Consider the following 21,592-nt stretch of genomic DNA (forward strand, 5'->3'; position numbering starts at 1 on the left):
ATGTCCGGTTCCGTCTCTCCGCTCGCTCCCAAATCCTTTACGTCCATGCCTGCGCTTCGCGGCGTGCGCATGACCACGGCGTCCGCCGGCATCAAGTACAAGAACCGGACCGACGTCCTGCTGATGGTTTTCGACAAGCCGGCCGCCGTCGCCGGTGTCTTCACCCGTTCGAAGTGCCCTTCGGCTCCGGTCGATTTCTGCCGCCAGAACCTCGCGCATGGCAGCGCGCGTGCCGTCGTCGTCAATTCCGGCAATGCCAATGCCTTCACCGGCCTCAAGGGCCGCCAGGCGACGGAACTGACCGCCAAGTCCGCGGCGGCGGCCGTCGGCTGCGGTGAAAACGAAGTCTATCTCGCCTCGACTGGCGTTATCGGCGAGCCTCTCGACGCCAGCAAGTTCGCCGGCGTGCTCGACACGATGGCGAAGGATGCGACAAGCGATTTCTGGTTCGAGGCCGCCAAGGCAATCATGACCACGGATACCTATCCGAAGGTCGCGACCCGCACCGCCGAGATCGGCGGGGTCAAGGTCACGATCAACGGCATCGCCAAGGGTGCGGGTATGATCGCGCCCGACATGGCAACGATGCTCTCCTTCGTCGTCACCGATGCCGATATTTCCTCTGCCGCGCTGCAGACGCTGCTGTCCGACGGCGTCGGCCCGAGTTTCAACTCCATGACCGTCGATAGCGATACCTCGACCTCGGACACGCTGATGCTGTTTGCCACTGGCGCTGCCGCGGCTGACGGGCAGGCGCATATCGATCGTGCCGACGATCCGAAGCTTGCAGCCTTCCGCGCAGCCCTTAACGAGCTGCTCAAGGATCTTGCTATCCAGGTCGTTCGCGACGGCGAAGGCGCGACCAAGATGCTCGAAATTACGGTGACTGGCGCCGAAAATGACGCCGCTGCCAAGCGTATTGCGCTTTCGATCGCCAATTCGCCGCTGGTCAAGACCGCGGCCGCCGGCGAGGATGCTAATTGGGGCCGTGTCGTCATGGCTGTCGGCAAGGCGGGCGAAATGGCGGATCGCGACAAGCTTGCCATCTGGTTCGGCGATGTCCGCGTCGCCGTCAATGGTGAGCGTGATCCCTCCTATTCCGAGGACGCCGCCTCGAATGTCATGAAGCAGCAGGATATTCCCGTGAAGGTCGATCTCGGCCTCGGCAATGGTCGCGCAACGGTCTGGACCTGCGACCTGACGAAGGAATATGTTGCCATCAATGGCGACTACCGGAGCTGATATTTAGCCGATGCATGCGCAGTCCACGATAAACAAGCTGCCTTTGGTGCGCAGGCTCGAAGCCGTCGGCTTCCGGGCCTGGCCGGCATCGTCGGTGCAGTATGACGGCAGCTGGCAGGTGCGCTTGACGGCCGGCCACCCGTCGAAGCGGCTGAATTCGGTCGTGCCGCTCGATCCTTCGGATCATCGCGATCTCGAAATCCGTCTGGCGAAGGCGCAGCGCAAGTTCGAGGCCTATGGCCGGCCGATGGTCGTGCGCGAGACGCCGCTCGCCTCGCCGAAGCTTATAGACCTTCTGCGGGAGCGTGGCTGGACGCGCTTCGACGAGACCATCGTCATGACCGCCGATCTGGTCGATCTCGAGCTGCCGGATATGCTGGATCATCTTCCCAGCCACGATGTCGGCCGTTTTGTCGATGCAAGCCTCGTTGTCGATGAAGCCGATCCGGCTTTGAAGCCGGCGTTGGCCGAGGTAGTAAGCAACATCAAGCCGCCCTCGGGTCTCTTCGTCATCGAGGATGCCGAGGTCGGGCCATTGGCAACGACGCTTTGCGTGCAGGACAATGATCTTGCCGGCGTCATGTCGGTTGCGGTGTCGCCGCAGCATCGGCGCAAGGGCCTGGGCGTCGAGATCCTGACATCGGCGTTGCGCTGGGCGCGCATGCGCAGTGCCAAGACCGCCTGGCTTCAGGTCGGTGCCGACAACGCGCCGGCCCTGGCGCTCTATGTCCGCTTCGGCTTCCGCGAGGCCTATCGTTATTGCTATTGGCAACCGCCGGGGGACGCATGAGCGAGGCAGGCCGCAAGATCGTTCTCGTTGCCGCCTGCGCGCTGATCGATGCTGATGGTCGGATTCTTCTGGCGCAGCGCCCCGAAGGCAAGTCGCTCGCCGGTCTCTGGGAGTTTCCCGGCGGCAAGGTCGAAGCCGGCGAGACGCCGGAGGAGACGCTGGTGCGGGAGCTTCAGGAAGAGCTCGGTATCCAGACGAAGATCGCCTGCCTCGCGCCGCTGACCTTCGCCAGCCATACCTACGAAACCTTCCATCTGCTGATGCCTCTTTATATCTGCCGGCGCTACGAGGGAATCCCGCATGGCCGGGAAGGACAGGCGATCAAATGGGTGCGGCCGCAGGCCCTGCGCGATTACCCGATGCCTCCCGCCGACGAACCGCTGATCCCTTTCCTGCAGGATCTGCTTTAAGAGGACCCAGGCCCAGGTTCGGTACTTGGCTGGCTGGAATTGCTATCGGGTCAGATGTCCTTGAAGCGGAAGTTCGATTTCGTGAGTTGATCGAGGCTTTGCGCCATGGACTCACGACGGGACGAATCCGTTTGCGGTGTTCTTCGTAGCAGCTCCGTCAGCATTTCCGACTGTTCGGTTGAGTTCCGGCGGATCGCCTCCAGATGCTCGAGCATCAACCCAAAAGTAAAAATCACGGCGCCGCAGAATCCATCCTTCTGGAATTTTTGCAGTGCACATTTGCTGCGTTGGGAGACGATACATCGCAAACATGGTTAACGAAAATTAGCCATGTAATATCAGCCTTCTAGGCCGAATCAGGCAGTGTTTCGGAATTTTACGTCTCTTTAGTTTGCATGTGGATATTAAGGGATCGTTTATGACCTTCTGGCATTGAATTCTCTCAATCAAGCGATTGTTGGGTGCGTTAAAGAAGGCTTGACATAATGGACGACGATTTCTGGAAAGCTGTTCAGGAAAAAGAGCAGTCCTATTCCGCGTCGCGCAAGACGGGCGCGTTGAATATCGCTCTGCTGTTCGGGACAGCGGCGGTTGCGCTTTCGCTCATCCTCACGCCGATGCTCTCCGACAAATCGAAGTCACGCGTGCTTGCAAGCGCGCCTGATATCGACAATGTTACCACTGGATCGATCCCGCAGACGGAAAACGGCAAGCGTTATACGATCCGCCGCAGCGTATTGCAGCAGGAACCGGGCTCGGTCTGCATCGTCCAGGGTTATGGCGCCGACAGCGGCTGCCAGTAGAGCATCTCCAGGAAATGCGCGCAGCGCTTTTCCGTCCGGAATGCGTGAGGGAAAAGGATAGGGCGTTTTCGCGATTCGAAGACAAGCGGAAATGCTCTCATGCATGAGCATAGCCTGCCGGATGCCATGACGAGCATCGGATTCATCTGTTGTCCAATGCTGGGAGCCCTGAGCTTATGCGTTCCGTATGGCGTATTTTCAATGACAAGACCGGTGCGACGGTCATCGAATATGGTTTGATTGCCGCACTGATGTCGGCGGCGATCATCAGTGGCGTCGGCGCTTTCGGCGGCAGCCTCTCGAGCGTGTTCAACACGCTCTCCAATACGATGCAGAACTCGGCCGCATCGGGAAACTGAGTTAGCCATCGACGGGGCCGGCCAGTATTGCCGGCTATTGCTTCAACTTGTGCTCTTCCACCTTGAGCGCATCCGCCAGGCGCGCCTTGGCGGAACCCGGCCGCAGTGGCTTCTGCTGGCTTTCGTGCGGCGTCCAGCCTGAGACGTAGATGATGGAGAATGTTGCCCTGATCCGGCCGTCCGGATCGGAATAGCGTTCGGCATAGAGCTCGGCCGCACGCAGGAAGAAGGCGCGCGTCAGCGGTTTGCGGCTGCGGTCGACCAGCGGATTGGTCATGCCCATGGCGCGCAAGTCGCGCATCAGGGCAAAGAGATTATCGTAGCGCACTGTGTAGTTTTCGGCGTCGATGACGGGCAGGCTGAAGCCGGCACGCTGCAACAAGCCGCCGACATCGCGGACGTCGGCAAAGGGGATGACGCGCGGGCTTGCGCCGCCCGTCAGCTCGATCTCGGTCGCAAGCAAGACCTCGCGCAGCTCCTGCAGGGTGCCGGAACCGGGGATCGCCGCCAGGAAGAGGCCGTCGGCCTTCAGCGCGCGGCGGATCTGGATGAAGACGCCGGGCGTGTCGTTGGTGACATGCAGGCTGAGCGGCGAAAGCACGAGGTTTACAGACTCAGCCTCCGACGGCAGTTCTTCCAGCGGGGCCTCGATCAGTGTCTCGCCGGGGGCGGCAAACCCAGGCTCGTTTTCGATCCTTTTCAGATGACCAATCTTGCCGGTCGCCAGAGCCAGGCGCGCGGCAATGCCGGTCGCGCCGTGCAATTCGATTGCCTCGTCGAAGTGGCGTTCGGTCACGGCAAGTCGTTCAGCCAATTCGCCGGCGGCGATATCAAGCAGGAAGGCTGCCTTCTCGTCCCCCTGTCTCAGTGCCCGGCGCTTGCGGGCCGAAAGCAGTGATTGGTCGAACACGATTTCCATGGCGGTTTCCTGCGATATCATCAATTCGGCGGGGCGTGCCGGGCACGCGCGTTTTCCTTCGCAAAGCCTGCGGGAAAAAGCTAGAGCGGAGTTAAGCGCTTCGTGGAATCGCTGAATTCCTCTCCAGCCTTTATTCTTGCGCAATCCCAGACGGAAAACGGCTATACACTTTTCCTGGAATTGCTACTCTCAATCATATGGGGATGATGGGACGCGAAATCACCTTTTCGATGCTGGGTGCCGGGCTGAAAACGCCCTTTGTGGCGCTCGCCGATCTCGTCTATCCGCCCGCCTGTCCGGGTTGCGGAGTCTCGGTCGGGGCGCATCGCGGTCTTTGTCCGGCATGCTGGTCCGGTATTCGCTTCATCGAGCGGCCTTATTGCGAAGTCCTCGGCAGTCCGTTTTCCCATGATCTTGGTGCCGGCATTCTGAGTGCCGAGGCGATTGCCGATCCGCCTGTCTTCGACCGTCTGCGTTCCGCTGCCGTTCACGACGGTATCGTGCGCGATCTCGTTCTCAGCCTGAAATATCGTGATCGTACCGATCTCGCGCCGATGATGGCCGGCTGGATGCTGCGTGCCAGCGACGGATCGGTCGCCGCCTGCGATGCGATCATTCCTGTGCCGCTGCACCGGGCGCGGCTGTTTGCGCGCAAGTATAATCAGGCCGCCGAACTTGCCCGGCATATCGCACGCCTTTCGGGCAAGCCGCTGCTCGCAGCAACGCTCATGCGCGTCAAACGCACGAGCCAGCAGGTCGGTCTCGGGGCCAAGGCGCGACAGGATAATGTGCGCGGCGCCTTCGCCGTCTCCGAGCATCGGGCTGCCGAGATATTCGGGCGTCGCATCGTTCTCGTCGACGATGTCTATACCACCGGCGCCACGGTTGCCGCGGCCACGCGCGCGCTGAAGAAAGCGGGTGCGGCCGATGTCAGTGTTTTGACCTTTGCAAGGGTCGTCGGCCATCTTATATGACACTAGAGGCGGATGATTTTAGGTCGAAACGACCTAAAATCATCCGCTCTAGAATCAAATAAGTAGAGCATGATGTCATCCGAAAACCGCTGACACTTTTCGGCATCATGCTCTGATTTAGGCTTTTCCGGAGTGGATCATGGCATCCGTCGTTATCTATACGCGTGAATTCTGCGGCTATTGCGCCCGTGCGAAATCCTTGCTCGAATCCAAAGGCGTCGACTATGTCGAGCACAATGCCACCTATTCGCCAGAGCTGCGGCAGGAAATGATCGCCAAGGCGAACGGCCGCGCGACGTTCCCGCAGATCTTCATCAATGGCCAGCATGTCGGCGGTTGCGACGATATCCATGCGCTCGACCGGGCCGGCAAGCTCGATCCGATGCTGGCTGCCTGATCCATATTGACGAGGGAGAAACCGATGAGCTTCAAGGCTGCCGCCATCCAGATGTGTTCCGGTGTCGATCCGGTGAAGAACGCAGCCGACATGGCGCGCCTGGTGCGTGACGCCGCCTCGCAGGGCGCCATCTATGTGCAGACGCCGGAGATGACCGGTGCCGTGCAGAAGGATCGGCCCGGCCTGCGCGCCGTGCTGCGTGACGAGCCGAACGATATCATCGTCAAGACGGCGTCTGAGCTGGCAAAAGAGCTCGGCATATACCTGCATATCGGTTCGACCGCCATTGCGCTCGATGACGGCAAGATCGCCAATCGCGGCTTCCTCTTCGGTCCTGACGGCAGGCTCATCAATCGCTACGACAAGATCCATATGTTCGACGTGGACCTCGATAATGGCGAGAGCTGGCGCGAAAGCGCCGTCTATCGGCCGGGCTCGGAAGCCCGCATCGCATCGCTGCCCTTTGCCGAACTCGGCTTTTCCATCTGCTACGACGTGCGCTTTCCGCAGCTTTTCCGCGCCCAGGCCGTTGCCGGCGCCGAGGTGATGACGGTGCCTGCCGCCTTCACCAAGCAGACCGGCGAGGCGCACTGGGAAATTCTGCTGCGCGCCCGCGCCATCGAAAACGGCATGTTCGTCATCGCCGCCGCTCAGGCCGGCAAGCACGAGGACGGCCGCGAGACCTTCGGCCATTCGATGATCATCGATCCCTGGGGCAACGTACTGGCGTCGGCCGGCGGTACCGGCGAGGCCGTCATCATCGCCGAGATCGACATCGCTGCCGTCAAATCAGCTCATGACAAGATACCGAACCTGAAGAATGCGCGTGAGTTCTCGCTGGAGAAGATCGCGACGCCGGCGTCTGGAGGCGTCGCTGCTTGATCCGTTATTCGCTTAGCTGTGACAATGCCCATGAGTTCGAGGGCTGGTTTTCCGAAAGCGCCGATTTCGACCGCCAGGTTGCAAGCGGCTTTCTCACCTGTCCGGTCTGCAATTCCGGCGCGATCTCCAAACTCCTGATGGCGCCTTCGGTTTCGACGGCGCGCAAGAAGGATGAGATGCAGACGCTTGCCATGGATACTGCCCGCAAGCAGGCGATGGCAAAGCTCAAGGAAGCGATAGACACCATCAAGGCCAATGCCGAAGACGTCGGTACGAAATTTCCGGAGGAAGCCCGCAAGATTCATTATGGCGAAGCGGATGCGCGCGGGATCATCGGCAAGGCGACGCCGGACGAGGCACAGGCACTCGTCGAGGAGGGCATCGAGATCGCCGCCATCCCCATATTGCCCGACGACGTCAACTGATGCCGGGGGTGGAGAGCCTGCACCCCCTCTGTCCCTATCGGGACATCTCCCCCACGAGGGGGGAGATTGTTGGGAGTTTGCCGCGCGTCTATCAAAAGCAATAGGCCGTGATTTCAGAAGGCTCGATGTTCGTTTGTAGTGAAGAGGGCGCTCCGAGTCACCGATCTCCCCCCTTGTGGGGGAGATGTCACGAAGTGACAGAGGGGGGTATCAGAGTTTCAGCAGTCGCGGTGTTGCTGGCGTGACGATTTCACGCGGCCCGCTTCGCCAGCAGCATGTAGTTGACGTCCATATCCTTCGAGAGATTCCAGCGGTCCTGCAGCGGTGAATAGAAAACGCCGGTGCGGGCGATGATCTCGAGGCCGTCTGCCGCAAGCGGCTTTTCGATTTCTTCCGGACGCACGAGCTTTTCATATTGATGGGTGCCGCGCGGCAGCCAGCGCAGCACGTTCTCCGCCGCGAAGATGGCAAGGGCCGCCGCCTTCATGGTGCGGTTGATGGTCGCAACGAACATCAGGCCGCCGGGACGCACCATTTTTGCGCAAGTCGACAGGAAGAAGTCGACGTCGGCGACATGCTCGACCACTTCCATGTTCAGCACGATATCGAAGGTCTCGCCGGCTTCGGCCAGCTGTTCGGCGGTAACGGCGCGGTAGTCGACGGGAACGCCCGAGGCCTTCGCATGAGTCGAGGCAATGCCGATGTTCTTTTCCGAGGGGTCGGCGCCGATGACGGTGGCACCCATACGCGCCACCGGCTCCGACAAGAGACCGCCGCCGCAGCCGATGTCGAGCACGCGCAGGCCTTCCAGCGGCCGGCTGCCCTTCGGGTCGCGGCCGAAATTCTCGCAGGCGTGGTCGCGGATATAGGCGAGACGCACCGGATTGAACTTGTGCAGCGGCTTGAACTTGCCGGTCGGGCTCCACCACTCGGCCGCCATGGCGGAAAAACGGTCAACTTCGCTCTGGTCGATTGTGCTCTTTGCCGTTTCGCTCATGGTTCACTCCGTGATCTGCGCCGTGCCCGTGTCGGGGCGAACGCAGGCAACAATATTTCTCCGTGTGAAGTCGGACGATCGATGCCCGATGTCAAGGGCCGCGGCCATCGATAGCCTGTGGGGAGTGCCGGTCGGCAGCAGCGAATTGCGATCCCGAGGTTGACATGGAGGTATCTTATGGCCGATCAATCGCCGGGCTGTGAAATGGACTTTCAGAACCGGATCGATTTCGATCGACCGGCGTATACAGGAGTTCTCATGAGACCATTCCGTCTTGCGACGGCTATCGCCATGAGCTGCCTTGCTATCGGCCACGCACATGCCGGGGACAGTAAGGGGTTTCGCCTGACGATCGATGGTGTCGTGGTGGGCATCAATCCTGGTGACACGTTCGAGGTCACCATGAGGGACGGTCGCAAGGTCCCGGTGGAGCTGCAGCGCAGTGATACGGTGACGTTCACGGGTGGCAAGTTCTCCTTCGATCACGATGGCAAATTGACCGTCGCAAAGACGGATCTCGGCGATGGCGTGCAGCAATATGCGCTGATGACGCCGATCGGCACCGGAATCATCGTGCAGGTCTATAAAGGCCTCGATCCGTCTGGCAATACCGACGTCGTGCTGCAGCAGATGGTGCAGGAGAGCCTCAATGGTGGTGCCAAGATAACCAAGCAGAGCACGCAGCGTACGCTCCCGAGCGGCAATGTGCTGAAGGGCGTGAAGGCGGAAACCATCACGGATGACGATGTGATGGAATATGAGATCGTCGCCACCGGCCGGCCGGAGGGCGGCATACTCGTCGCCACCTTCCTCAATAAGGAAAACCTCGACAAGGAAGGCGGAATTCTCGACAAGCTCTGGTCGACTTTAAAAGTTGATTATTGAAGTATAGTTTTGTCGCGCCGGGCGCGTCCCGCTATTGCACCCGCCCGACAAACTCGCTAAGAGACGGCCCCATTGAGATCACGCTTTTCCGGCTACCGAACCGGGAGGGCGATTTTGCATGTCGGGCTTTCCGCATTTCGGCCGCCCGGCGCAGGGTACTGGTAGAGGCACATGGCACGCATCGTGATGAAATTCGGCGGAACCTCCGTCGCGGATCTGGACCGTATCAAGAACGTCGCACGCCATGTGAAACGCGAGGTCGATGCCGGCCATGAAGTGGCCGTCGTCGTTTCCGCCATGTCCGGCAAGACCAACGAGCTGGTCGGCTGGGTCCAGAACATGCCCAAGGTCGCCGGTGCCAACCACTCGATCTACGATGCGCGCGAATATGATGCCGTCGTGGCTTCGGGCGAGCAGGTCACATCAGGCCTTCTGGCGATTGCGCTGCAGGCCATGGGCATCAACGCCCGCTCCTGGCAGGGCTGGCAGATCCCGATCCGCACCGACAACGCCCATGGCGCCGCCCGTATTCTCGAGATCGAGGGCGAGGACATCATCCGCCGCATGGGTGAGGGCCAGGTCGCCGTCATCGCCGGCTTCCAGGGGCTCGGCCCCGACAATCGCCTCTCGACGCTCGGTCGCGGCGGTTCCGACACCTCGGCCGTTGCGATCGCCGCCGCCGTCAAGGCCGACCGCTGCGACATCTATACCGACGTCGATGGGGTCTATACGACCGATCCGCGCATCGAGCCCAAGGCACGCCGCCTGAAGAAGATCGCCTTCGAGGAAATGCTCGAAATGGCCTCTCTCGGCGCGAAGGTGCTGCAGGTGCGCTCGGTCGAGCTCGCCATGGTGTTCAAAGTCCGCACCTTCGTGCGCTCTTCTTTCGAGGATCCCGATGCTCCGGGCATGGGCGATCTGCTTAACCCGCCCGGAACGCTGATTTGTGACGAGGAAGAAATCGTGGAACAGGAAGTAGTCACCGGCATTGCCTATGCCAAGGATGAAGCTCAGATCTCGCTACGCCGTCTTGCCGACCGGCCGGGTGTTTCCGCCGCGATCTTCGGGCCGCTGGCCGAAAACCACATCAATGTCGACATGATCGTCCAGAACATTTCGGAGGACGGTTCGAAGACCGACATGACCTTCACGGTTCCGTCCGGCGATGTCGAGAAGGCGTTGCGCGTTCTTGGCGAAAACAAGGAAAAGATCGGTTACGATGTCGTCCAGAGCGAATCAGGTCTGGTCAAGGTATCGGTTATCGGCATCGGCATGCGCTCGCATGCCGGCGTGGCCGCGACCGCTTTCAGGGCACTTGCCGAAAAAGGCATCAACATCAAGGCCATTACGACGTCAGAAATCAAGATTTCCATCCTGATTGACGGTCCTTACGCAGAACTCGCAGTCAGGACTTTGCATTCCTGCTACGGTCTGGATAAGAGTTGATTCAGGACTGCTGACAACGGACCGTGACGGAGGCGAGTTTCGGCCGGCCCTGACATGGGCAAGACAGGCATGACATCTTGATTCAGGAGCTAGTGGCGCAATGAGAGACCTTTCCGGCGGTCCACGCGTTCTGCTCAAGCGGCTACGCGAACTGATGGCGGAGCCGCTGGAGCCGCAGGAGCGCCTTGACCGGATCGTCCGCCAGATTGCCAGCAACATGGTCGCCGAGGTCTGCTCGGTCTATGTGCTGCGCGCGGACGGCGTCCTCGAGCTTTATGCCACCGAGGGTCTGAATAAAGAGGCGGTCCACCTTTCGCAACTGAAGATGGGGCAGGGTCTTGTCGGTACGATCGCCGCCTCCGCCCAGCCGCTGAACCTTTCGGACGCGCAATCGCACCCCGCCTACCGCTACCTGCCGGAAACCGGCGAAGAGATCTACCACTCCTTCCTCGGCGTGCCGATCCTGCGCACAGGGCGGTCGCTTGGCGTTCTCGTCGTTCAGAACAAGGCGAGCCGCACCTATCGCGAGGAAGAGCTGGAGGCGCTCGAAACGACGGCCATGGTGCTGGCCGAAATGATCGCGACCGGCGAGCTGAAGAAGATCACCAAGCCCGGCCTGGAACTCGATCTTACCCGCTCGGTCACCATCGACGGCGACAGCTACAATGAAGGCATCGGCCTCGGCTATGTCGTCCTGCACGAGCCGCGCATCGTCGTCACCAATCTGCTGAACGACGATGCCGACAAGGAAATCGGCCGCTTGGCCGAAGCGCTTGGCTCGCTGCGTATCTCGATCGACGACATGCTGTCGCGGCGCGACGTCTCGATGGAGGGTGAGCATCGCGAGGTGCTCGAAACCTACCGCATGTTCGCGCACGACCAGGGCTGGGTGCGCAAGCTCGAGGAAGCCGTCCGCAACGGCCTGACCGCTGAGGCTGCCGTCGAAAAGGTGCAGAGCGACACCAAGGCGCGCATGATGCGCCTGACCGATCCCTATCTTCGCGAGCGCATGCACGATTTCGAGGATCTGGCGAACCGGTTGCTCCGGCAACTCATCGGCCATTCGGGCCGCACCAGCGCCGAGGGCTTCCCGAACGATGCGATCATCTTCGCGCGCGCCATGGGTGCGGCGGAACTGCTCGATTATCCCCGCGCCAATATTCGTGGCCTGGTGCTGGAAGAGGGCGCAGTGACGAGCCATGTCGTCATCGTCGCACGCGCCATGGGCATTCCTGTCGTCGGACAGGCCGCAGGTGTGGTCGCGCTGGCCGAAAACGGCGACCCGGTCATCATCGATGGCGACGGCGGCCATGTCCATCTGCGGCCGATGGCCGATCATCAGCGTTCCTATGAAGAGAAGGTGCGGTTCCGTGCCCGCCGGCAGGAGCAGTTCCGTGCCCTGCGCTCCGTCGAGCCGGTCACCAAGGACGGGCAGCGCATTTCGCTCTTGATGAATGCCGGCCTGCTGGTGGATCTGCCGCAGCTTGCCGAATCCGGCGCAGAGGGCATTGGCCTGTTCCGCACCGAGCTGCAATTCATGATCGCCTCGACCATGCCGAAGGCGGAGGAGCAGGAAGCCTTTTATCGCAATGTGATGAAGCAGGCGGGCGGGCACGTTGTTACCTTCCGCACGCTCGACATCGGCGGCGACAAGGTTGTTCCCTATTTTCGCGCGCATGAGGAAGAAAACCCGGCGCTCGGCTGGCGCGCCATCCGCCTCTCGCTCGACCGCCCAGGCCTGCTGCGCACGCAGCTCAGGGCCATGCTGAAGGCGGCGGCCGACAGCGAGCTGAAGATGATGGTGCCGATGGTTACGGAAGTTTCCGAAATCAGGGCGGTGCGCGAGCTCCTGCAGAAGGAAGTACAGCACCTTTCGCGCTTCGGACACGGCCTGCCGCGCAAGCTGCAGTTCGGCGCCATGCTGGAAGTGCCGGCGCTGCTGTGGCAGCTGGATGAGCTGATGGCGGAAGTCGATTTCGTCTCCATCGGCTCCAACGACCTGTTCCAGTTCTCGATGGCGGTGGATCGCGGCAATGCCCGTGTGTCGGACCGTTTCGATCCGCTTGAGCGGCCGTTCCTGCGCATCCTGCGCGATATCGTGCGCGCCGGAGAGCGCAACAATACACCGGTGACACTGTGCGGCGAGCTGGCCGGCAAGACGATTTCGGCTATGGCCCTGCTCGGCCTCGGCTTGCGCTCGGTTTCGATGTCGCCTGCCTCGATCGGCCCGGTCAAGGCGATGCTGCTCGGGCTCGACCTCAAGGCGCTGTCCGAGGTCATGGAGACCGCGCTCGATGACACGCAGCCGACCAGTTCCATGCGGGATATCCTTGTGCGCTTTGCCGAGAGCCACAATATCCCGCTTTAGCGCGCGATCCTGAAAAACACGAAGCGGTTTCCGGACAGGGTCATGCGCACCATATCAAAGCAGACATAATAAGAAGAATTGGAGTAGAGGGTGGCGAAGCTCCCCGTTGAAAAAATGCGCGAATTGGAACGCCGTTTCGGCGAGATCGAGGCGCGCATGTCCGCCGGCCCGGCCGCGGATGTCTATGTGAAGCTTGCTTCCGAATATTCCGAACTGCAGCCGGTCGTCGCCAAGATCCGTGACTATGAACGCGCTCTCGCCGAGGCTGCCGATCTCGAGGCTATGCTCTCCGACAAATCGGTCGACCGCGATATGCGGGACCTTGCGGAGATGGAGCTGCCCGAGGTCAAGGAGCGCATCGAGACGCTGGAAAAGGATATCCAGATCGAGCTTCTGCCGAAGGACGCGGCCGACGAGAAGAGCGCGATCCTCGAAATCCGCGCCGGTACCGGCGGTTCCGAGGCAGCCCTTTTCGCGGGCGATCTCTTCCGCATGTATGAACGTTTCGCGGCTGCCAATGGCTGGAAGGTGGAGGTTCTCTCCGCCAGCGAGGGCGAAGCGGGCGGCTACAAGGAAATCATCGCGATGATCAGCGGCAAGGGCGTGTTCTCCCGGCTGAAGTTCGAATCCGGCGTCCATCGCGTGCAGCGCGTGCCGGAAACCGAGGCGAGCGGGCGTATTCATACGTCTGCGGCGACCGTCGCCGTACTGCCGGAAGCCGAGGAAATCGATATCGAAATCCGGCCTGAGGATATCCGCATCGACACCATGCGCTCTTCCGGTGCCGGCGGCCAGCACGTCAACACGACCGACTCGGCCGTGCGCATCACTCATCTTCCCTCGGGGATCGTTGTCACGAGCTCGGAAAAGTCGCAGCACCAGAACCGCGCCAAGGCGATGCAGGTGCTGCGGTCGCGGCTGTTCGACATGGAGCGCCAGCGCGCCGACAGCGAGCGTTCCGCCGACCGCAAAAGCCAGGTCGGTTCCGGCGACCGATCCGAACGCATCCGTACCTATAATTTCCCGCAGGGGCGCGTCACCGATCACCGCATCAACCTGACGCTCTACAAGCTCGACCGGATGATGGAAGGCGAGATCGACGAGGTGGTCGATGCTCTGCTGGCGGACTATCAGGCGAGCCAGCTCGCCCAACTCGGCGAACAGGCATGAGCGGCGGGCAGGGGTCGACCGTTTCCGGACTCCTGCAGGAGGTGCGTGCCCGCTTTGCCGAGGCCGACCTCGACGATCCCGCCACGGAGGCGCGCATTCTTGTCGGCGGCCTTCTTCATCTTGCCGCCACCGCGCTCGTGACGCGAGGTTCCGAGCCGGTGTCTGCGAAGGATGTGGCGGTGGTGCGGGCGGCAATTGCCCGCCGGCTCAATCATGAGCCGGTCCATCGGATTCTTGGCGAGCGGGAGTTTTATGGCCTCTCCCTGCGGCTCTCGGCGGCGACGCTCGAACCGCGGCCCGATACCGAAATTCTTGTCGATACGATGCTACCATACCTGCGGCGTCTTGAATCCAAGGTCGGCAATGTCCATATACTGGATATCGGAACGGGAACGGGAGCCATTTGCCTGGCCCTGCTTCACGAATGCCCCAAAGCTACCGGTGTTGGTTCCGATATTTCTGGCGAGGCGCTGGAAACCGCTCGCGGGAACGCTGAGCAGAATGGCCTGGCGGCGCGGTTCAAGACCGTGCATGGAAGCTGGTTTGATGCCATCCACGAATGTTTTCATGTGATTGTCTCAAATCCGCCCTATATTGCGTCCAGTGTCATTTCCACTCTCGCTCCAGAAGTAAAGGATTTCGATCCTCCCGCGGCCCTTGACGGGGGCCTTGATGGGCTGGATGCATACAGGGCTATCGCAAAGGATGCGGCGCGGTTTCTGCTCCCGGATGGCATGATTGGGGTGGAGATCGGTTACGATCAGCGTGAAACGGTGACTTCGATTTTTGAAGGAGCAGGATTTTCCCTTGTCGAAGCGGCTCGTGACTACGGGCGGAACGACCGGGTTCTTGTGTTTGAATTTCAACATTAACGTGACGTTTTGCAGCAGATTAGTGGAACCCCTGTTGTTATCGCAAAGAAAAAGCTTGGATTTCCTGAGGAAGCAATATAGGTTGCGCTCACGCGTTGGGCGGCTGGGAATAGGCGAGACGATTCGCTTATCTTGGACAGCCTCGGGGATCCGCTCTTTGGTAGAGTGTCAAAGGTTGAAGATAACCCAATGCGTGATCAGTTTAATCTGACGTAGTCGAGCGGCAGACCGGCGCCAAAGCGCAGTTTGCTTGCGGCACGCAGGCCCTGGTTTGGCAGTGTCCGAACCGCGGCGGCAGGTGTCGTGTATGATTTTTATCCCAACGAAGAGAATTCAGGTGAAGGATCTATGAGGCCAGGACAGCAAAACAAGCGCGGTCGGGGGCGTGGTAACAACAACAACGGTGGCGGCGGAAATAACAACAACAATTTCAACCGCAAGGGCTCGAACCCGCTGACCAGGACTTACGACAGCTCTGGTCCCGATGTGAAGATCCGCGGAACCGCACAGCATATCGCCGAAAAATACTCGGCCTTGGCTCGCGATGCCCAGAGCTCCGGCGACCGCGTTATGGCTGAAAACTACCTGCAGCATGCCGAACACTATAATCGGATCATTGCCAGCGCCCAGGCGCAGATGCAGGAGCGCTATCAGCGAGACGATCACCACAATTACAACGATCGCGATACGGGCGACCGTGACATCGACGATATCGATGCAAACGAGATCGATGATCAGCCGCAGATGGCTCCGCCTCCGGCTCGTCCGCAGCAGGCAGCTCCAGCGGCCGCCGCCGCTCCGGCCCATGAGCCGGAAGCCATCAACGGCACTGGCCCGCAGCCGGTCATCGAAGGCATCCCTGCCGAAGTGGCGATCGAGGAAGAAACTCCGGCAGTGGCCGCCACCGAGCGCCAGCCGCGTCGTCGCAATGCAGGCGGCAATCGTCCGCGCCGCCAGCCGCGCCGCAGTGCTGCAGCCGAGGGCGGCGATCAGGGTGAAACCGGGTCGAACGAAGCTCCGGCTATGGCGGATGCGACCTCGGAATAAGTCGCTTCGCTGGAGCGCACTGCACTGATTAAACGAGAATGCGGAAATGGCGGCGAAAGCCGCCATTTCTTTTTGTGTGGGCAGGTGCTCTCTTTCGAGGCCAATCGGCGCTTCTTCAATTGCAGAAGCAGGGAAGCCATTCCGGCCGGTTTTTCCACTCCGCGACCCTTTAAACTCTTCAAATATCCTCCCATATTCTCTTCTGTTGCCTTGCCGCAAATCTCGATGGCGGAAAGGCGGGGCCTGCCTCTTGAGGGGGCTCAATCTCAATCATCGGTCTGCGCCGGTCAGGGCAGAGCGATTCATGGAGGTCTCATATGAATATTGAAAAATACTCCGAGCGGGTGCGTGGTTTCCTGCAATCCGCCCAAACCTATGCGCTGGCGCAGGGTAATCAGCAGTTCGCCCCCGAGCACGTTTTCAAGGTGCTTCTGGACGACGACCAGGGCATGGCCGCCTCGTTGATCGAGCGTGCCGGCGGCGACGCCAAGGCTGCCCGCATTGCCAATGATGCCGTCCTTGCCAAGCTGCCGAAGGTTTCCGGCGGCGACGGCCAGGTCTATCTCTCACAGCCGCTCGCCAAGGTTTTCGCTACTGCTGAAGATGCCGCTAAGAAGGCCGGCGATAGTTTCGTCACCGTCGAGCGTCTTTTGCAGGCGCTGGCGATCGAGCCTACGGCTTCGACCTCGATGACGCTGAAAAATGCGGGCGTTACGCCCGTTGCGCTTAATCAGGTCATCAATGATATCCGCAAGGGCCGCACGGCGGACTCCGCCAATGCGGAGCAGGGCTTCGATTCCCTGAAGAAATATGCCCGCGATCTCACCGCTGAAGCGCGCGAGGGCAAGCTCGACCCCGTGATCGGCCGTGACGACGAAATTCGTCGCACGATTCAGGTTCTGTCTCGCCGCACGAAGAACAATCCCGTGCTGATCGGCGAGCCCGGCGTTGGCAAGACGGCGATCGTCGAAGGCCTGGCGCTGCGTATCGTCAATGGCGACGTGCCGGAATCGCTGAAGGACAAGAAGCTGATGGCGCTCGATATGGGCGCGCTGATTGCCGGTGCGAAGTTCCGCGGCGAGTTCGAAGAGCGGCTGAAGGCCGTGCTTAACGAGGTGCAGTCGGAGAACGGCGAGATCATCCTGTTCATCGACGAGATGCACACGCTGGTCGGTGCCGGCAAGGCCGACGGCGCGATGGATGCATCCAACCTATTGAAGCCCGCGCTTGCGCGCGGCGAGCTGCATTGCGTCGGTGCGACCACGCTCGATGAATACCGCAAGCATGTCGAGAAGGATCCGGCCCTTGCCCGCCGCTTCCAGCCCGTCATGGTCGAGGAGCCGACGGTCGAAGACACGATCTCGATCCTGCGCGGCTTGAAGGAAAAGTATGAGCAGCATCATAAGGTGCGCATCGCAGATGCCGCGCTGGTGGCCGCTGCGACCTTGTCGAACCGCTACATCACCGACCGCTTCCTGCCTGATAAGGCAATCGACCTGATGGACGAGGCTGCGGCGCGTCTGCGCATGCAGGTGGATTCCAAGCCGGAAGAGCTCGACGAACTCGATCGCCGCATCATCCAGCTCAAGATCGAGCGCGAGGCGCTGAAGAAGGAAACCGACCAGGCCTCGGCCGACCGGCTGAAGAGGCTGGAGGGCGATCTTGCTTCGCTGGAGGAGGAAGCCGATGCGCTGACCGCGCGCTGGCAGGCCGAAAAGCAGAAGCTGGGTCTTGCCGCCGACCTGAAGAAGCAGCTCGATGATGCCCGCAACGAACTGGCGATCGCCCAGCGCAAGGGTGAGTTCCAGCGTGCAGGCGAGCTCGCTTATGGCGTGATCCCCAATCTGGAAAAGGAACTCCACGCCGCAGAAGAGCAGGATAGTGCCCGTGATTCCATGGTGCAGGAGGTCGTCACCGCCGACAACATCGCCCAGGTCGTTTCCCGCTGGACCGGGATCCCGGTGGACAAGATGCTGGAAGGCGAGCGCGACAAGCTGCTGCGGATGGAAGACGAGCTGGCAAAGTGGGTCGTCGGCCAGGGCGATGCCGTTCAGGCTGTCTCTCGCGCCGTTCGCCGCTCGCGTGCCGGCCTGCAGGATCCGAACCGGCCGATCGGCTCGTTCATCTTCCTCGGCCCGACCGGCGTCGGCAAGACGGAATTGACGAAGGCGCTTGCCCGCTTCCTCTTCGACGACGAGACGGCGATGGTGCGTATCGACATGTCGGAGTACATGGAGAAGCACTCCGTGGCGCGGCTGATCGGCGCTCCTCCCGGCTATGTCGGCTATGAGGAAGGCGGCGCGCTGACCGAAGCCGTCCGCCGTAGGCCATACCAGGTCGTACTGTTCGACGAGATCGAGAAGGCACATCCCGATGTCTTCAACATTCTGCTCCAGGTTCTGGATGACGGACGTTTGACGGACGGGCAGGGCCGCACGGTCGACTTCCGCAACACGATGATCATCATGACCTCCAACCTGGGTGCCGAATATCTGACCCAGCTGAAAGAGGGCGATGACAGCGATCTGGTGCGTGAACAGGTCATGGATGTGGTCCGGTCGCATTTCCGGCCCGAATTCCTGAACCGCGTCGACGAGATCATCCTGTTCCATCGCCTGAAGCGCGATGAGATGGGCGCGATCGTCGACATTCAGCTCGAACGTCTGCTGAAGCTGCTGTCGGAACGCAAGATCACGCTCGAACTCGACGACGACGCTCGGCATTGGCTGGCCAACAAGGGCTACGATCCGGTCTACGGCGCGCGGCCGCTGAAGCGGGTGATCCAGAAATATGTCCAGGATCCGCTGGCCGAACAGATCCTTTCGGGTCAAATCCCGGATGGTTCGCTCGTCAAGGTCACCAGCGGTTCGGACCGGCTGTTGTTCCGTCCGCGCCAAGCCGTGCACGAGGCGGCTTAAGCGACAACTGGTGAACGAATAGGAATGGCGGTCTTCGGGCCGCCATTTTGCTGTTGGCTATGGCGGCAACGGATCGGTATGAAATTGGCTGCGCGGCTGAGGCTATTTGCTGGCGATCTGTTTCGACTTGTCGTCTGTCAGCAAAGTATCGATGCGCTTGCGCTCTTCCTGGAATTTGGCGAGCGCATCGCCTTGCAGCGATTTGCCGCCGGGAAGGCGGATGCGCAGCGGATCGACCTTCGTGCCGTTGACGATCAGCTCGTAGTGCAGGTGGGGGCCGGTCGCGAGACCGGTCGAGCCGATAAAGCCGATCACTTGGCCCTGCACCACTTTCGCGCCGGGCACGATCCCTTTGGCGATGGCGCTCTGGTGATTGTAGGAGGAGACATAGCCATTGGCATGGCGAATGAGGGTCTGGTTGCCGAAGCCGCTGGAATCCCAGCTCGCCTTTTCGACGACGCCATTGCCGGCCGCGATGATCGGTGTGCCGCGGGGCGCGGCCCAATCCACGCCGGTATGCATGCGCGCGAAGCCGAGGATCGGATGGCGGCGCATGCCGAAGCCGGATTTGAAGACGCCGGTGGGAACTGGATTGCGCAGCAGGAATTGCCGGATGCTCTTGCCGCTTTCGTCGAAATAGTCGATCGAATGATCGGTCGGATCCTCGAAGCGATAGAAGCGCGTGACCGTATCGCCGAACTTGGCATTGACATAGAGCAGCTCGGAATCGGCCGTCGCCTGCCCCTTGTCGTCGGCGACCGAGAAGAAGGCTTCCAGGGAATCCGTCGGCTTCAGCTGCGCCTGGAAATCGACATTGCTGGCGAGCAGCTTGACGACCTGCGCGACCATCTCCTTGGTCATGCCGTAGGAAAGCGCCGCGCGATAGATGCCGTCATAGACGCTCGGCAGATCGCGTCCGGCCGTGAGGGTGGGCGCGTCATTGTCGAAGGCGGTGATGATCGCATCCAGCATCGGTGGCGCGCTGCCGGCGACGAAATCGCCGTGGTCGTTCTGCGCGATGGTGAGAAGATGCTTCGTGCCGCGATAGAGGCTGGCGCGGATGATCTTGGCCTGCTCGCCCTTCTGAAGGATGCCGATGCGCAATACGTCGCCGGCCGAAACATTGGCTGAGCCGAAGAGCGGCTGGATCTTTGCCGTGATATTGTCCGCGTCGGCCTTGAGGTAGCCGGCATTGGTCAGCGCCGTGGCGATTGGCATATTTTCGCGAACCGGTATGATATCGTCGGCAAATTCTTCCGTCTGCGCGGTCACGGCTTCCGGCGCCGAGACGGACATGTTCTCTTCGACGATGCGCGCGGCAAGGCCCGCCGTCAGGTCGACATCGGAATCGTCATTGGCGAAACGGCGCGGGTCGACATAATAGAGCGCTGAAAGCTGGGTATTGCCATCGGCCAGAACCGAGCCGTTGGAGCGGACATTCTCCTCGACCTCTTCAAGCGACATGGAGCCGGCGAGCTGGAAGGGGATATCCTTGGCGGGAAAGGGCACCGTCTTCAGGCTGACCTCGGATTCCACGTCCGATGCGTAGATCGCGCCGGTTTTGTTGGCCGGCGGCGGTATGTTCTCGTCGGCGGAAAAGATCGCCAGCGGATCGAAGGGCGGATAGTTCTCGCTGGCGATGCGGTTTGTGGCGAGCGCGATCTTCACATGGGCGAAAGGCTGGCGGCGCACCACCTCCTTGTCACCGTCACGCACGACCGTCGATACTTCCAGGATGTTGCGGTCTGATGGTTTCGAAGCGATCGCGGTGGAAATCAGGCGGGCGCCGCGGATGACCTGATCGTCGGAAGCGTCGCGGCTGTCTGTTGTCGCGTAGGCTTCCGCCGGAATGGCCAGCTGCTGGCGCCCGTCGAGTGCGGCAAACAGCGCGACACCCATCAGGATGCTTGAGGTGAGGCCAGTCAGGAAGGTGCCGGAAAGCCATCGCAGCGAAACTTCGCGCCGGTCCGGCGCCCGCCTGCCATCGGCCAGGATTGGCGGCTCGTTACCGAGCGATCGGAGCATCATCTTGTCCGTCATCATGCCAATCGAGATCCGCTTCCCTTTATGCGAGCCTTAGGCTTGGGGGCGAAGATGTGCATATTTATGACAGGAGTGTCAAATCGGGCGGTCGTTTTTGCCGCGCCGCAGATCCTGTTTCCGGTAAAATACCGAGGCGGGCGCGGCCCCTCCAATGGACAAAGGCGTCGGTTCGTGGCCTGTTTCGCCATCTCGGAGCCAGACCCTGTACTTCCGCGGGGATATCCATGGGTGTTTTCGAGCGCATTTGCTGCGCCCACAGGGATGTTCATAAATCTCTCATAAGAATCAACCAGTTGTTTGTTTTTTGACTTTTTTCAAAATAGGCCTGTTGACTATGTCGGGTTGGGGGGTCTATAAGCCCGATCACTGACGAGGGCGGCGGCGCTGCTGGCGACGAAGTCTCTCGCTCTGGTGTTTCCTGGATTGGCTGCGATGCTGATTGGTGGTTCTGGGCTGAGGCTTGGGATTGGTGGGAATGCTATTTTTGACTGGGTTTACTGGTCGGTTATTTGACAATTGAAGATGAGAAGAAAGAGAAACGTGGGCGGCGAAGCTTGCGGGACCGGAAGAGATTTCGGTTCTGGAAAGAGACTTCGACGGTTACGTTTTGAACAAGAGAATACACCTCGTTTTGGTGCAGTGATG

The 21,592-nt window shown here is 60.7% G+C and carries 19 protein-coding genes; 16 read left to right on the forward strand and 3 right to left on the reverse strand.

The genetic code is table 11. The features are described from left to right. From argJ to PH552_RS11040, 5 genes are all read left to right on the forward strand, one after another. Window positions 1-1,242: a bifunctional glutamate N-acetyltransferase/amino-acid acetyltransferase ArgJ gene (argJ, locus tag PH552_RS11020; protein WP_112341708.1), complete on the forward strand. Its 1,242-nt coding sequence runs from the start codon at window positions 1-3 to the stop codon at window positions 1,240-1,242. 10 nt (window positions 1,243-1,252) lie between these two features. After that, on the forward strand, window positions 1,253-2,032 hold the full coding sequence (locus PH552_RS11025) for a GNAT family N-acetyltransferase (RefSeq protein ID WP_112341267.1): 780 nt from the start codon (window positions 1,253-1,255) through the stop codon (window positions 2,030-2,032). After that, window positions 2,029-2,442, forward strand: coding sequence for an 8-oxo-dGTP diphosphatase MutT (mutT, locus tag PH552_RS11030; protein ID WP_015341287.1), 414 nt, complete (start codon window positions 2,029-2,031; stop codon window positions 2,440-2,442). Before PH552_RS11025 ends, mutT begins: the two co-directional genes overlap by 4 nt. A gap of 485 nt (window positions 2,443-2,927) precedes the next feature. Next, window positions 2,928-3,245, forward strand: coding sequence for a hypothetical protein (locus tag PH552_RS11035; RefSeq protein ID WP_112341266.1), 318 nt, complete (start codon window positions 2,928-2,930; stop codon window positions 3,243-3,245). A gap of 176 nt (window positions 3,246-3,421) precedes the next feature. Further along, a complete protein-coding gene (locus tag PH552_RS11040) occupies window positions 3,422-3,604 on the forward strand; it encodes a Flp family type IVb pilin (protein ID WP_112341265.1) in 183 nt (60 codons plus the stop codon). A 34-nt stretch (window positions 3,605-3,638) separates the two neighbouring features. Here the strand turns inward: PH552_RS11040 and PH552_RS11045 are convergent, their stop codons facing one another. Continuing rightward, complete coding sequence (locus PH552_RS11045) at window positions 3,639-4,523, reverse strand: methyltransferase domain-containing protein (protein WP_112341707.1); 885 nt, start codon at window positions 4,521-4,523, stop codon at window positions 3,639-3,641. A 197-nt stretch (window positions 4,524-4,720) separates the two neighbouring features. Here PH552_RS11045 and PH552_RS11050 point away from each other — a divergent pair, with 197 nt between their 5' ends. From PH552_RS11050 to PH552_RS11065, 4 genes are all read left to right on the forward strand, one after another. Then, window positions 4,721-5,497, forward strand: coding sequence for a ComF family protein (locus PH552_RS11050; protein WP_112341264.1), 777 nt, complete (start codon window positions 4,721-4,723; stop codon window positions 5,495-5,497). Between the two features lie 139 nt (window positions 5,498-5,636). Beyond that, a complete protein-coding gene (gene grxC, locus PH552_RS11055; protein WP_112341263.1) occupies window positions 5,637-5,894 on the forward strand; it encodes a glutaredoxin 3 in 258 nt (85 codons plus the stop codon). Between the two features lie 24 nt (window positions 5,895-5,918). Continuing rightward, the gene (locus PH552_RS11060; RefSeq protein WP_112341262.1) at window positions 5,919-6,776 is read left to right on the forward strand and encodes a carbon-nitrogen hydrolase family protein; all 858 of its coding nucleotides are present in this window, start codon (window positions 5,919-5,921) and stop codon (window positions 6,774-6,776) included. Further along, window positions 6,773-7,201: a DUF1178 family protein gene (locus PH552_RS11065; RefSeq protein WP_112341261.1), complete on the forward strand. Its 429-nt coding sequence runs from the start codon at window positions 6,773-6,775 to the stop codon at window positions 7,199-7,201. Before PH552_RS11060 ends, PH552_RS11065 begins: the two co-directional genes overlap by 4 nt. Window positions 7,202-7,451: 250 nt before the next feature. On the opposite strand, the gene ubiG is transcribed toward PH552_RS11065, so the two are convergent. Then, window positions 7,452-8,198 (reverse strand): bifunctional 2-polyprenyl-6-hydroxyphenol methylase/3-demethylubiquinol 3-O-methyltransferase UbiG, encoded by a 747-nt coding sequence (ubiG, locus tag PH552_RS11070; RefSeq protein WP_112341260.1) that lies wholly within the window; start codon window positions 8,196-8,198, stop codon window positions 7,452-7,454. Window positions 8,199-8,456: 258 nt separating this feature from the next. Between ubiG and PH552_RS11075 the strand changes: the two genes are divergently transcribed. From PH552_RS11075 to clpB, 7 genes are all read left to right on the forward strand, one after another. After that, the gene (locus tag PH552_RS11075; protein WP_112341706.1) at window positions 8,457-9,083 is read left to right on the forward strand and encodes a hypothetical protein; all 627 of its coding nucleotides are present in this window, start codon (window positions 8,457-8,459) and stop codon (window positions 9,081-9,083) included. Window positions 9,084-9,254: 171 nt separating this feature from the next. After that, complete coding sequence (locus tag PH552_RS11080; RefSeq protein ID WP_112341259.1) at window positions 9,255-10,529, forward strand: aspartate kinase; 1,275 nt, start codon at window positions 9,255-9,257, stop codon at window positions 10,527-10,529. Window positions 10,530-10,629: 100 nt separating this feature from the next. Continuing rightward, window positions 10,630-12,897, forward strand: coding sequence for a phosphoenolpyruvate--protein phosphotransferase (ptsP, locus tag PH552_RS11085; protein ID WP_112341258.1), 2,268 nt, complete (start codon window positions 10,630-10,632; stop codon window positions 12,895-12,897). Window positions 12,898-12,987: 90 nt separating this feature from the next. Then, entirely contained in the window at window positions 12,988-14,067 is a 1,080-nt protein-coding gene (prfA, locus tag PH552_RS11090) for a peptide chain release factor 1 (RefSeq protein ID WP_285165928.1), read from the forward strand. Next, complete coding sequence (prmC, locus tag PH552_RS11095) at window positions 14,064-14,939, forward strand: peptide chain release factor N(5)-glutamine methyltransferase (RefSeq protein ID WP_112341256.1); 876 nt, start codon at window positions 14,064-14,066, stop codon at window positions 14,937-14,939. The genes prfA and prmC overlap by 4 nt, the downstream gene beginning before the upstream one ends. A gap of 348 nt (window positions 14,940-15,287) precedes the next feature. Continuing rightward, window positions 15,288-15,986 carry a DUF4167 domain-containing protein gene (locus PH552_RS11100; protein ID WP_113249086.1) on the forward strand — a complete coding sequence of 233 codons (699 nt, stop codon included), beginning with the start codon at window positions 15,288-15,290 and terminating at the stop codon, window positions 15,984-15,986. Between the two features lie 317 nt (window positions 15,987-16,303). Continuing rightward, window positions 16,304-18,904: an ATP-dependent chaperone ClpB gene (gene clpB / locus PH552_RS11105; protein ID WP_112341254.1), complete on the forward strand. Its 2,601-nt coding sequence runs from the start codon at window positions 16,304-16,306 to the stop codon at window positions 18,902-18,904. 102 nt (window positions 18,905-19,006) lie between these two features. Here clpB and PH552_RS11110 read toward each other — a convergent pair whose 3' ends face one another. Continuing rightward, a complete protein-coding gene (locus tag PH552_RS11110) occupies window positions 19,007-20,947 on the reverse strand; it encodes a M23 family metallopeptidase (protein ID WP_183761396.1) in 1,941 nt (646 codons plus the stop codon). Window positions 20,948-21,592 lie beyond the last annotated feature (645 nt).

It is taken from the genome of Rhizobium aureum (assembly GCF_030182495.1).
GTDB lineage: Bacteria > Pseudomonadota > Alphaproteobacteria > Rhizobiales > Rhizobiaceae > Rhizobium > Rhizobium tropici_C.

Coding starts and splice junctions, on each gene's coding strand:
- argJ (WP_112341708.1), top strand. CDS start 1: ATGTCCGGTTCCGTCTCTCCGCTCGCTCCCAAATCCTTTACGTCCATG.
- PH552_RS11025 (WP_112341267.1), top strand. CDS start 1,253: ATGCATGCGCAGTCCACGATAAACAAGCTGCCTTTGGTGCGCAGGCTC.
- mutT (WP_015341287.1), top strand. CDS start 2,029: ATGAGCGAGGCAGGCCGCAAGATCGTTCTCGTTGCCGCCTGCGCGCTG.
- PH552_RS11035 (WP_112341266.1), top strand. CDS start 2,928: ATGGACGACGATTTCTGGAAAGCTGTTCAGGAAAAAGAGCAGTCCTAT.
- PH552_RS11040 (WP_112341265.1), top strand. CDS start 3,422: ATGCGTTCCGTATGGCGTATTTTCAATGACAAGACCGGTGCGACGGTC.
- PH552_RS11045 (WP_112341707.1), bottom strand. CDS start 4,523: ATGGAAATCGTGTTCGACCAATCACTGCTTTCGGCCCGCAAGCGCCGG.
- PH552_RS11050 (WP_112341264.1), top strand. CDS start 4,721: ATGGGGATGATGGGACGCGAAATCACCTTTTCGATGCTGGGTGCCGGG.
- grxC (WP_112341263.1), top strand. CDS start 5,637: ATGGCATCCGTCGTTATCTATACGCGTGAATTCTGCGGCTATTGCGCC.
- PH552_RS11060 (WP_112341262.1), top strand. CDS start 5,919: ATGAGCTTCAAGGCTGCCGCCATCCAGATGTGTTCCGGTGTCGATCCG.
- ubiG (WP_112341260.1), bottom strand. CDS start 8,198: ATGAGCGAAACGGCAAAGAGCACAATCGACCAGAGCGAAGTTGACCGT.
- PH552_RS11075 (WP_112341706.1), top strand. CDS start 8,457: ATGAGACCATTCCGTCTTGCGACGGCTATCGCCATGAGCTGCCTTGCT.
- PH552_RS11080 (WP_112341259.1), top strand. CDS start 9,255: ATGGCACGCATCGTGATGAAATTCGGCGGAACCTCCGTCGCGGATCTG.
- ptsP (WP_112341258.1), top strand. CDS start 10,630: ATGAGAGACCTTTCCGGCGGTCCACGCGTTCTGCTCAAGCGGCTACGC.
- prmC (WP_112341256.1), top strand. CDS start 14,064: ATGAGCGGCGGGCAGGGGTCGACCGTTTCCGGACTCCTGCAGGAGGTG.
- PH552_RS11100 (WP_113249086.1), top strand. CDS start 15,288: ATGAGGCCAGGACAGCAAAACAAGCGCGGTCGGGGGCGTGGTAACAAC.
- clpB (WP_112341254.1), top strand. CDS start 16,304: ATGAATATTGAAAAATACTCCGAGCGGGTGCGTGGTTTCCTGCAATCC.
- PH552_RS11110 (WP_183761396.1), bottom strand. CDS start 20,947: ATGATGACGGACAAGATGATGCTCCGATCGCTCGGTAACGAGCCGCCA.